Raw genomic sequence first — 11,715 nt, 5'->3', positions numbered from 1 at the left:
GGCCTGGCGGCCCCGCTGTCGTACGTTTGGGGTGTCATGCCTGACGGCATGACAGTTGCTGGAGTGGTTAGGGTTCCCTGCCCTGGCGGGCAGGGGGTGAGTATGTGTCGGCGCCTGCGGCACCGTGATGTCGTAAGGGTTTGTTGGACAGTTATCCGGTTCCGCTCCCCCCTTGGTGTGGGCCGGCTGCTGCGGGCGTCTGGCTCTGACGGGCCGACAGAGCGGGGTGATGCGGGGCCTGGTGGCCCCTCGGCGTGTCTGCCGGCCTGTCCGGTTTCTTACGGTGCCCCCGCTGTCGCGGGGCCCATCTTGGTTGGTTTTCGGGGGCGTTGTCAGACCAGGCGTGTAAGTTCCCGGAGTTGTTGGCCCGTCTGGAATGGCCCCGGATACCACTGGTGGGGCGTGGAGGGGTGATGAGCTGTGCCTGAAAATCAACACATTGCCGCTCGGAGGATCATTACCGCTGCTCTGCGGGCCGGTGCGGCGTGGATCAACCGGGCTGAGGAGCCTCGCGCGTGGCGGGAGCTGTCCCGTATGCACGGGGTGTTGTTGTCGAGTCTGCCGGTGGGGGCCGGTCCTTCCACGCCTGCCGAGATGATCGACTTGTTGCCGGTGCGCCTGCGGGAGTGGGTGCCGTTGGCGTGGGATGAACTGCCTGCGGAGATGGGCGATTTGGTTGTCCTGACGGACAACGGTGAGCTGACCGAGGAAGCCTTCGACGCGGGGATGAACTATCTGGAGGCTCTGTACGGGGACGACGGGTACTTCGATCTCGGTGGGACGTGGCTTCCGACGTGGGTTCGGCAGACGGCTGAGCAGACGGAGCGGGCTGCCTTTCGGCACATTTGCTCCGGCGGGCAGGCCAGCTATGTGGCGGCGCGGACGATGCTGACCGAGGTGCCGTACGGCACGGAGCGGGCGTTGGTCGAGGAGTACTCGCGGCGTGGCGCGGCGCGGATGGACGTGTACTGGCCTCTTCCCTCTGACCGGGTGTGGGTGGGGGCGTCGTCGTGGTTGTGGCCGTGTCCGCAGTGCCGGTATCCGATGGTGCTGCGGGGTGGGCAGTTGCGGTGTGAGTATCCGCCGCATCAGGGCCGGTTCGGTCTGGTCTCGGGCAGTGGCAAGCGGGGTGGGCCGCCTGTACTGGCCGGTGGGCGGGGCCGGCTGGTGACGGCTGCGGAGCCGGCGGAGGGCGTGTTGTGCCTGGACTGGGGGGTGTGGCGGTACATCACGTGTCCCGGTCTGAGTGAGGTGGGCCTGATGCAGTGGCTGGAGAAGCAGCAGGGGGTGCGGGTCGAGCGCTGGGAGAACCTGGATGAGTGGGATATCGGCGTCTACCTGACGGACGGGCACTGCTGGCGGGTGGACGTCAAGGACCACCAGGACCCGCAGACGATCATCGACCGGCCGCCTGCCGGGGAGACGGTGGTCGTGCCCAACTACCGGCGCAGCCAGGTGAATCAGCTGCAGTCCGGGCTGGGTGCGCTGCGGACGGCTGACGGGCAGCGCTACAGCGTGTTCACGGTCGGTCGTTTCAAGGCGGCCGTGACGAAGCGGCTGAAGGGGGTGGGCGCGTGACGTCGCCGAAGAACGCGAGGTACTCCGTCAGCGTGCCGCTGACGCTGCGGGCGGCGGTGCTGTTGGCCGCGCGGGTGTTCCCCAACCGGGCTCCCAAGGAGCAGGCGGCCTGGCGGCGTGTGGTGGATCTTGCTGATGCGCACTTCCTGGTCACGGGGCAGCTGCATCTGTGGGATGGCTGGCCTGGTCTGGCTCTGTCCGATCAGGTGCGGATCACGCGGATGCTGCGGCAGCGGCCGGCGGTCCTGGCTTCCCGCTCGGTGTTTGTCGCCGAGACGGCAGCGGTCCTGAGGAGCGGTGAGGCGGTCGAGTTCGCCCCGGGCGACGAGGAGCAGGTGCTGATCCTGCCCTCGGGCGACGAGGAAGCCCTCGTCGATGCCTTGCTGGACGAGCTCGAGGACAACGCGGCCAAGGGGCAGTCTCAGCCCAAGCCTGCGCCGCCCGGCTCCTACGTCAGCGATCTGCGGATCAAGGATCCGCTCAGCCCGTCGGGCCGGGTGGTGGACGTCTTCTACGATCTCCGCTACCAAGGGCCCCCTGCTCCCAGCGTGGTGCAGGAGCTGGGTGAGGCCCCGGTCGCGGACGAGGTGGTGATCCCCTTCGCTGACCTGGACGAGATCGCTGGTCGGCTCGATGCGCTGCGCGGGCAGGACTACCGGCGCAAGGCTGTCGCGGACATCCAGCAGCACGCCCGCGGCCGCGACGGCATCGGTGTGGGTGAGCTCCTGCGTGTTGAGGCCGGGCCGCTGCAGGTCTTCCACGCCCCCACCGGCATGGGCAAGAACGTCCTGAGTGAACTCGCCGCGGTGTGGTGCGCCCGGCATGGCCGGGTGATCTCGCTGGTCGTTCCGCAGAGTGCGCAGGTCCTGGCCACGGTGTACCGGCTGGAGCAGGATCTGGCCGACCTGGAGATCTCCGCGCAGGTTACGCCGGTCGTCTCTCCCTCCTCCATGATGGAGCTGGCCGAGCAGACGGCCGGCAATCCGCAGGACGACGCGGACTTCAGGACCTGGGTGTACCGGGAGATGTCCTACAGCTGCCCTCTGACCGGGCATGCCACCACCTCCTCCGAAGCGGTGGATGCCTGGAAGCCGGGCCAGGAGCCGTGCGACCAGCTCAAGCCCAACGGGGTCAAAGCAGATAAGACCCTGGCCTGTCCGTGGCGCGGCGGCTGCGGGAAGTTCCGCCATCACCGGGCCGCGGCGACGGCGGACATCCTCGTCACTAACCATGCGAACTTCCTCACCGGGCACATCCACGCGCCGGTGGCGGGCCGGCCCGCCCCGGGCCGGCGCATGACCACCGAGCAGCTCCTGCTGCACCGCAGCCATCTGGTCATCATCGACGAGGCTGATGCACTGCAGGCGCAGGCCTTTGAACAGGCGGCCCGGCAGGTACTGCTGGCCCAGGATGGTGCGGAGCACACCCCGGTACGGGACCTCGATAGTCAGTTCCGGCGGCACTGCCACCGGCTGCCGATGAGCCTCGAGCAGTATCTGCGGCCGCTGATCAACCACCTGGTGTGGCTGGCCGAGTCCTACGTGTCCCACCTTGTCGGCGGGGTCATCCAGCCCGACCGGGAGCGGCGCAGCATGGTGGTGCCGCGCCGCTGGGATGGGCTGTTCGCGTCCCGGATCTTCCAGCTGGAGGAGGGTGAGCGGCCCACGGAGCAGCAGATGCGGGCGATCAGTCAGCTCTACAAGCGGGAGGGGCCGCTGGAGTTGGCTGATGAGGTCGAGGGGCTGGCGGAGCTGCGGGATCTGCTGTCCTCGGCCACGGATCTGGTGGGTGGCTCGGACCGGCTCACCCATGCCATGTTGAAGCGCATCGGGGAGGCGTTCTCGGCGATCACTGGTGAGGCGGACGACAAGCGGCTGCACTCGCTGGCGCTGCTGGCGGCCCGGCGCGCGTATCTGGAGGAGATGCGCAGCATTCTGCACCGCATCGTGGGGGTCGCGGCGCCGCTGCAGGGGGCGGGGATCTCCGCCGGCAACGGCCTGGTGGACGCGCTGGCCTCGCACGTGCCGTGGCGGGCTGCCCCCTACGGCCCTTTGGGGCGTGCGTTGTTCGCGTTCTCCGAGACGTTCGACCCGGCTGACCGGCACCGGACGGCGCTGCATCTGAAGTCCTATGTCGGGGATCCGCACACCCATCTGGCCTATCTGGGCGAGGTGACCGCGCTCGCGCATACCGGCACCCGCCGGGCGGTGATCGGGATGTCCGCTACGGCGTTCATGCCGTACGCGCCGCGTCATCACCTCCTGCGGGAGCCGACCTGGTACGTGCCGGACGACGTCAACGGGAGCCTCACCGTCGAGCTGCAGGCCGGCCAGGACGACGGGGCGGGCATCGTGGTGTCCGGCACCGAAGGAACCAGCCGGCAACGCGCCTGCACGGCCATGGGCGGCAGCGTCGGCAGGGATCTTTCCGCGCAACTCGACATGGTGGCGGCCGATCCGGCCACCGCGCACCGCGCGTATGCGCTGCTCGCGCCGACCGCCTACGACGCCGGTCCCGCGCTCGCCCGCGGCATGATCGACGCAGGGGTCGCGGCATCCGAGATTTGTGTGGCGGTGCGCCCGCAGGAGATGGCTGCGCTGGAGCGGATGCCGCCCGGCTGGGTGCCCATCCCCAGCAACCGGCTCGAGCAGTTCCCCCACGCCGTGGGCCACGGCCGGTGCCGGTACCTGATCGCCCCCATGGCCCGCGTCGAGCGCGGCCTGAACATCGTCGACCATGACGGGCGCTCCTTGCTGCATGTGGCCTGCCTGGTCAACCGGCCCATCCCGGTGATGGAAGACCCCCCGGTACTGCTGTCCCTGGTCAACTCCCTCGCCTACCGCCGGCGGCGGCCCGGCCCGGAGCCTGCGGCAGAGCTGGAGCGGCTGCGGATCGCGGCGGGCCAGATCTTCGACGACATCCGCAGCGGCCAGGGCTACTTCAAGACTTTGGGCGAGGACGTCAAACTCGCCGTCGTCGCGGAGATCCTGACCCGGCTGATCCAGCTGGGCGGGCGCACCCGCCGCGGCGGCGACCCAGGAAGGCTGAGGCTGCTGGACGCCGCCTTCACCCACACCGCCGCCGATTCCACCCTGCCCGCCCTGCTGAAGCAGCTGCGCGGGAAATGGCAGGACGAGGGCCACATGCCGCTGATCGACGCCGTCTACCGCACCACCATGACCGACGCCCTGCTGGGCCTGGCGGAGCACTCCCCCACCGGATACGGACACGAGATCGAGGACATCGAGGATGAGGAGTTGGGCGCATGGTGAGTGACGACCGCGGCCGCCTGTTCACCCTGTCCTTCCCGCTGGATGATCGGCTGCTGGGCACGGTGCACGTCTATCCGCAGGGCGAGGCCTTCGCGCCGGCCTGGCGGCGGCTGCCCAGGCCGCGGGGCAAGGACGCCGTGCAGCCGATCACGTCCCTGCAGACGGCGGCACGCGCCGTGACCGGTGAGCGGCTGGTGTTCACCAACCCCGACCGGCCCGCCAGGACCGGCCGCTGGGCCGGGCGGAGTGTGATCGTCACACCCGGGCCGCTGGACGAGGCCGTGGTGCGCACCCTGATGCGGGAGTGGGAGATACGGCTGGACGGGCATGACGGCCGTGACACCCTCGCCGCCCTGCTGCAGCTGGACGACGACGGGCCCCAGCCGCTCAGTTCGCTGCTGCACCGCGACACCGTGGGGCGGATCACCGGTCCCCGCTGGGCGTTCCGGGTGGCCGGGTGGCGGCTGGCGGGCATGCTGGCCGCCCAGCCTCTCCCTCTCGACGAGGCCCTGCCCGCGCTGCGGTTCCACCTCGACAGTGAGGGCGACCTGCTGGCCTGGCAGGCCCCGCTGGTCCACGAGCGGAAGTGGATCGACGAGGAGAGCGGCAAGCGCCGGCGCATCGCCGGCTACGCCATGGAACGCATCCACATCGAGGTCGAACCCGCCCCGGGCGGAAAGACGCTTCTCGCGCATCTGTCGGCGCGGATCTCGCGCGTCGCCACCCACTACATGGGCATCCGCAACGTCCTGCTGCGCCATCCCGTCAACCCGGACATCATCCTCAAGGCCCCGATCACCACCCGGTGGGAGAAGGGCCCGGACGGGTTCATGCAGCCCAAGGAGGTCCGCTACCGCGGGGCCACGGCGCAGATCGTCGAGGCCTGCGGCGTCGGCCGGCTGCCCCAGCCGCCCCTGGGGCTGGACGAACTGACCGAGGTGCGCGGGGTGCACCGCACGGGCAAGCACCCGATCGACAAGGGCGCCGGGGCGATGTTCCACGCCCGGCTGGAGGAGCACGCGACACGCGTCCTGGGCCAGGAGCCCGTCGTGTACACCGGTACCCCTATCAAGATCAGCAAGCCGGGCGGGAGCCTGCCGCCCTACGTGCCGGCCAGCAAGATGGCCGACGCCATGGCCGCCGCACGTCTGGATGCGGTACGCACCGTCGTGCTGTACGAGTCGGCGGCGTGGCACACACGGGTGATGGGGCAGCTGGCCCGCGACTACGCGCGGCCCGAACTGGCCGATCTGCCCGACGAGCAGCCGGTGGTCCTGGCTCCCGGCTACGAGCTTGTGGCGGTGCGGCTGCCCGAACTGGTGCGCCACGGCAGTCACGACCGCGGTCTGGTCCTCAACAGTCTGCCCTGGTTCAAGCCCGCTGCCGGGCGATCCCTGGTCACCGCCCTGTGTGAGACCCGCTATCTGAGCGAGCAGGAGAAGGAGGCGGGGGTGACGGATGCCAAGCACGCGCTCAAAGGGCTCTTCGCCCAGCGCGGCATTCCTTCGCAGTTCATCACCATGGACTCCGATCCCGGCGATCCTTACCGGCTGAATACGCCCGAGAAGGTCGCGCGGTCCAGGGCCCGCAAGGCCGGGCTGCCGGAGCCGGACGTCGCCTACAAGGACGACCACGCGGTGCAGATCGGACTCGGCAGCCTGCACTGCGACTCCGGGATCGTCGACAACCGGCTGGCCGCCACCGCCTTTCACCGCAATGCGCGGGAGACCGCCCTTCACCGGGAGGCCGTGGCCGTGGGGCTGTGGACCCGCCACCACCGCTTCGCCGAACGTCCCGGCCGTCCCCGCAAACCGGCCGTGCTGGCCGTCACGCTGGTCGCGATGCGCATCCCGCGGGGTGAGGACGCCTACTGGCCCACCGCCATGTACAGCGAACAGGGCTGGCTCCCCCTGGCCCAGGCCCGGGCCCTGCACCATGCCGGTCCCATCGGCAAGAGGGGGCATCACCTGCGGGATGATCACGGGGGGCCGGACAACGTGCGTACCTATGTGGACGGGGCGCTGGCCGCGCTCAAGAACCAGTTCCCGATCATCGTGTTCACCGAGGAGCGTGAGCGGATCTGGCCGGGGCTGTGCAACGACCGGCTCGGGGACGGCCCTGTGCCCGGGCAGAGCCTGATCGCCCAAGGGTGGGATGTGGCGGTCGTCCGGGTCGGGAACGGGCAGGGCACGCCCCAGCCGTCCCGGCGCACCGGCGGCGGGGGCAAGCTGCCCGACAACCCACTGCAGCCGGTCATGCCGGAGAAGATCCTCTACCGACACGACCACGAAGGTGTGGTGTCCTGGCTGTTTTCCGGGCAGTCCCGTCAGCACGCCGGCGGCCAGCGCACCGGCACCCAGTACACGCGCCGCACCCTTCCCGGCGGGCAACTGGCCCAGATGAGCGCCCCATTCCACGCCATGACCCGCACCGAATACGTCATCGCCCGCCGCGGTGGCTGGCGCGAGGAGCAGTTGGCAGGCCTGGCCGCGCGGACCTCCGAACAAGCCGCCATGTGGGACGGGCGGACCAACCTTCCTGCACCCCTGCATCTCGCCAAGAGCGCTGATGAGAAACACCCCGCTTTCGCCGACCAGGAAGGGCTGAGCGAGTAGGTGCAGGTGACGGCACGCACGGCCGCTTCCAGGCTCGTGCTGGCGCACTGATAGGAAGTTGGCTGCTGCCCTGCCCCGCCCGGGCTCACGGTGGGCGGGGCCGCGGCACTGGGCCGTTCCCCCTCACAAGCTGTGCCTGATGCATCCGCACCAATGAGTGCTCAGATTATTCAGGCCGTGCCTTCATCGGGATGGACTGTGCGTCCAGCCGGGTGAGAGCAGGATCGATCACCCTGCCAGATCCAAGTGCTGCTGCGAGGCTCTCCTCTGCCTCGGCGCGTACTGCTACACCCACGTAGATCAAGGTGATCAGCAGAGGGAAGGCGAGAAGGGACCAAGGACTCCAACGGATCGCTGTCACGATGCACACCGCGGCGAGGGGACCGAACATCGCGATGCGGAAGTCACCTTCGGCCTGGAGCCGATCATGCTCCAATGCCGCGGGGTCCGATGCCCCTCGAAGTCGCCAGAGGATGCCGAACTGGTCTGCTCGCAGCTGCGCGGCCACGTTTTCCACCTCTACGGTGCGGCGGATGGCCCAGTGACGGTCCCAGAGGCTCGCGAGCAGCAGGCCCTCCCAGTCAGCACTTGTCTCGGCGGGGGAATCAGGTGGGGGGTCGGCTATCAACCGCTCGATCACCTTGCCGCGGAAGTCCTCCTCTTCGGAGAGCCTCTCGGCGAGACGGGTGACAACCAAGTAGACGATCGCGTCCGTTGCTCTCTTCTCGCGGTTGTGGCCAGGGGTTATAACTCCAGCCGGTGTACGCCGTAGGGCGTATCCGAGTGCATAGGTGAGGCTCAGGCCGAGCTGTGTGGCAACCCTCCGACGATGTAGGCGCCGACGCTTACCGCGATGCCTGTGGCCACGAGTTCGGCCGCATGTGTCAGTCGGTAGACATCGGCGACCAGCCCGGACGCTCGGTCGGGTTCGGGTATGCGATGGCCGATAGCAAGCCACAGGGCGAGTAACCAGGTGTATCCCACTGCGAGAGGGGTGCGGATTTCCCGCACTCCCGGTAGCAAGGTGACCAGCATGCAGCAAGTGTGGTCGGAGTGTACGTGCCCGGAAAGTGCCTGTTCTTGATCCGTATCGGAGGGTGTCCTGGCCCGTAGCCTCAGCTGGTCACTTGGTGGAGTACGTCTGTTTCCAGCGTGCTCGGTGGCGGGCTTCTCCCTGTCCGTGTCCGTTGACTTCGGCCAGAGACAGCAGCGGTGTCCCGTTGTTCCACAGGCCGAAGAAGTCGCGGTGCAGGGTGAGGATGTGGTGCCTGACGGCGAATGCCTCGGCCTGGGGGCTGAAGCGTGTGGTGGCGACGAAGATGGCCACATCCGCAGCGAAATGCACCTTCGCTCCCAGCAGATCGCGCACTTCGCGGCTGGCGATCGTCCGGTGGGGTGCGTACCGCTTGCACTGGATCACCATGGTCCGGCCGTCTGGCAGTCGGCCGAGCACGTCGGCTCCGTTGTCCCCGGTCCCGCCCACTCGGCGCACCTGTGTACAGCCGTCACGGCGGCATAACTCAGCGACCACTTCCTCGAACTCGGTGCCCGACATCACGTCGATGGCAGCCAGCGTCCGCTGTCCCGCTGCGATCTCCTCCTGTCGCTTCCAGGCGGTGTCCTTGCTTCGCAGCAGCCGGTCGGTACGCCACAGCCGCCACACCATCCAACTGATTCCCGCGGCGGCAAGTACAGCGCCGAGGTACAGCAGCAACATCGGCTGCAGCAGGCCCAGCAGGACCAGCGCGGCAAGTGTTCCTGCTGCTGCTTTGTTCCGGGCGGTGCGTCGTCTGCGTTTCGCCTTGCCTTTGCGTTTGGCTGCCATTTCTGCCCCCTCTTGCACCGGCCGGGATGGATTCCTCCCTGCTGTGCAGTGTGGGCATGGCGGGCGGCTCCGCCAGGGCGCAGTCAGGCCATTGGCTTGAACCTCTCGCACCTGTGGCGGCTGGCGTGCGACCGTTCCCCTCGGGGAGGTACGTTCGCCTGCTTACAGGCCGAGTTCGGCCAGGGCTGCTTGCCTCTGCGGGCTGAGGCCGGAGCGGCGGCGGCGCAGGTTGCTCAGCCACTGCCCCAGGCGCACGGGGTCGCCTTCGATCTTCTCGATGTGGCGCTGGGGGACGTTGAGATGGCCTTCGCGTGCGCGGAAGGCACGTGCGGCGGCCAGTCCGCGCTGGAAGGCACGTTCGCGCGCCGGCAGGCGGCTCTCCGTCGCCGGGGAAGCGGGTGTGTCGGACAGTTCGTCCAGCCCCAGCTCCTGTAGCAGTGACTTCTGTTCAGGGCGCAGGCGGTCGGAGCGGGTTCGCTGGGCCTCAAGCCAGCTCTCTGTCTCGGTGGCCGCCTTGCCGGCTGCCCGGTTCTGGCGGGCGGCGTGGTAGGCCCGTTGCCAGGTGATCGGCCAGGGCGGGTTCCACCACCGGTCCAGCGTGGTGAGGGCGGTGGCGCGCTGGTCGGTGAGGGTCTCGGCGCGGGTGCGCTGGGTGGCCAGCCAGCGGCCGAGGGGGAAGCCGTCGTGGATCTCGTCGACTGGGGCGGCGAGGTGGCCGTGGCGGGCGGCGTAGGCGACGGCGTGGGCCAGTGCGCGGTCGAAGGCCTGCTGTCGAGGGTCCCAGATGATGCCGAGGCGTTCGAGGGCCTGGATGCGTACGGCGTCGAGCGTGCCCTTGGTGTGCAGGTGGCGTTGCCAGGTCAGCCAGCGTCCCAGGGGGTAGCCGGTGGGGTCTTCGTAGGTCTGGGGGACGTCGAGGTGGTGGTGGGTGAGGTGGAAGCGGCGGGCCGCGGTGAGGCCGCGGCGCCATTCGGCGCTCTTGGGGGCCAGGACGCGCAGGGAGAGGGCGAGGGCGATCTCGTCGGCCTGGGTGGGGCGGTCGAAGCGCAGCCAGGCCTCGGGGTCCTCGGGGGGCATGGTGGGGCGGTGGGTGCGCGGGTCGGACAGGCGGGCGTCGAGGCGGTCGTCGTGGGCGCGCAGGGCCTGGATTGTGCGCCACAGTGGGGTGTAGGCGTCGGCGCCGAGGAGGTCGTCGGGGTCTTCGTCGGGGGTGAGGTAGACGGGGACGACGAGGGTGGCTTTTTTGCCGGCGCCGGGTTGTTGGCGCAGGGCGCGGCCGACGGCCTGGACGGTGTCGACGGGGCTGTTCTTGGGGTCGACGAAGACCACGGCGTCGATGTCGGGCACGTCGATGCCCTCTCCCAGTACGCGGGCGTTGGACAGGACGGCCGGGGTGTCGGGGCTGGTGTGGGAGGTGAATTCGAGCAGGAGGCGGCGGCGGATCTGTGGGGTGTGGCTGCCGCTGACCCAGTCTGCCCACAATCCTTGGGGGCGTAGGTGTGCGGGAAGGGCGGCGGCCGTCTCGGTCAGGGTGGTGGCGAAGGCGCGGGCGTCGGCGACACGGTGGTGGAAGGTGAGGATGCGGCGCAGTTTGTGGTCGTGGATGGCGCGCAGGGCGGCGACCTGGCGGCCGGCCAAGTGGAGTCCGTCGACGCCCGCGCCGGCTCCGGTGGCCAGCCAGTCGCGCAGGTCGGCGTTGGTGACGACGGGGACGAGGATCTGGTAGTCGGCGAGCAGTCCGAGGTCGATGGCATCGGAGAGGTTGAGGTGGTAGGCGACGGGGCCGAAGAGGGTCTCGTCGTCCATGGAGGCCACCGTCTCCGTCCCGTCGCTGTTTGGGGCGTCGTCGGGGTCCCAGATGCGGGGGGTGGCGGTCAGGTAGAGGCGGCGGGCGGCGGGGACCCGGTCGTCGTGGTGGATGGCGGCCCAGGATTTTCCGAGGCGGCCGGCGGTGCGGTGGGCCTCGTCGACGACGATCAGGTCCCAGGGGGGCAGGCGGTGGTCGCGGTGGGCGGCGATGACGGCGGGCAGGGAGGCGTAGGTGGCGTAGGCGGTGACGGGGCCGGAGCCGGACTGCGTGATCAGGGCGGTCAGTGCGCCGGGGTCGGTGGTGAGGGGGATGTCCGTGCCGAAAGGTTCGTGGTCGAGGGCCTGGCGTTGGGAGCACACGGCGATGGCGGGGCCTTTGCGGCCGGCCAGGCGCCAGGAGCGGATCGTCTGGGACAGCAGGTCCAGTGTCGGCAGCAGCACCAAGACCCGTCCGTGCGGGGTGATGCGGGCGGTGGTGCGGGCGGCGATCAAGGTTTTGCCGGTGCCGCAGGCCGCGATCACACTCGTGCGGGGGTGCTGGGTGAGGGCGCTGACGGCTGCGCCGACGGCTTCCTTTTGATGGGGTCGCAGGACAAGGGGTGGGGTGGGCATGGTC

General features: G+C 69.5%; 6 protein-coding genes. 3 read left to right on the top strand and 3 right to left on the bottom strand.

Translation table 11 applies throughout. The annotated features are described in order from the left end of the window. Positions 1-420: 420 nt before the first annotated feature. From ACWEN3_RS08675 to ACWEN3_RS08665, 3 genes are read left to right on the top strand one after another with little or no spacing between them, the layout of a single operon-like run. A complete protein-coding gene (locus ACWEN3_RS08675; RefSeq protein WP_452967408.1) occupies positions 421-1,578 on the top strand; it encodes a restriction endonuclease-related protein in 1,158 nt (385 codons plus the stop codon). After that, positions 1,575-4,850 (top strand): hypothetical protein, encoded by a 3,276-nt coding sequence (locus ACWEN3_RS08670; protein ID WP_452967406.1) that lies wholly within the window; start codon positions 1,575-1,577, stop codon positions 4,848-4,850. Before ACWEN3_RS08675 ends, ACWEN3_RS08670 begins: the two co-directional genes overlap by 4 nt. Then, positions 4,844-7,465, top strand: a complete 2,622-nt coding sequence (locus tag ACWEN3_RS08665; protein WP_452967404.1) for an RNaseH domain-containing protein — start codon at positions 4,844-4,846, stop codon at positions 7,463-7,465. The genes ACWEN3_RS08670 and ACWEN3_RS08665 overlap by 7 nt, the downstream gene beginning before the upstream one ends. Before the next feature lie 166 nt (positions 7,466-7,631). Here ACWEN3_RS08665 and ACWEN3_RS08660 read toward each other — a convergent pair whose 3' ends face one another. The 3 genes from ACWEN3_RS08660 to ACWEN3_RS08650 all read right to left on the bottom strand — a co-directional run bounded on the left by ACWEN3_RS08660 (position 7,632) and on the right by ACWEN3_RS08650 (position 11,711). Beyond that, entirely contained in the window at positions 7,632-8,162 is a 531-nt protein-coding gene (locus ACWEN3_RS08660; protein ID WP_452967401.1) for a hypothetical protein, read from the bottom strand. Positions 8,163-8,588: 426 nt separating this feature from the next. Beyond that, positions 8,589-9,290 carry a restriction endonuclease gene (locus ACWEN3_RS08655; RefSeq protein WP_452967400.1) on the bottom strand — a complete coding sequence of 234 codons (702 nt, stop codon included), beginning with the start codon at positions 9,288-9,290 and terminating at the stop codon, positions 8,589-8,591. 162 nt (positions 9,291-9,452) lie between these two features. After that, positions 9,453-11,711 carry a Helicase associated domain protein gene (locus ACWEN3_RS08650; RefSeq protein ID WP_452967397.1) on the bottom strand — a complete coding sequence of 753 codons (2,259 nt, stop codon included), beginning with the start codon at positions 11,709-11,711 and terminating at the stop codon, positions 9,453-9,455. Between the last annotated feature and the right edge of the window lie 4 nt (positions 11,712-11,715).

The sequence above is a fragment of the Streptomyces sp. NPDC004561 genome, assembly GCF_053602155.1.
Note: the sequence above shows the minus strand (reverse complement) of the source record. Positions and strands in the feature narration are given on the sequence as shown.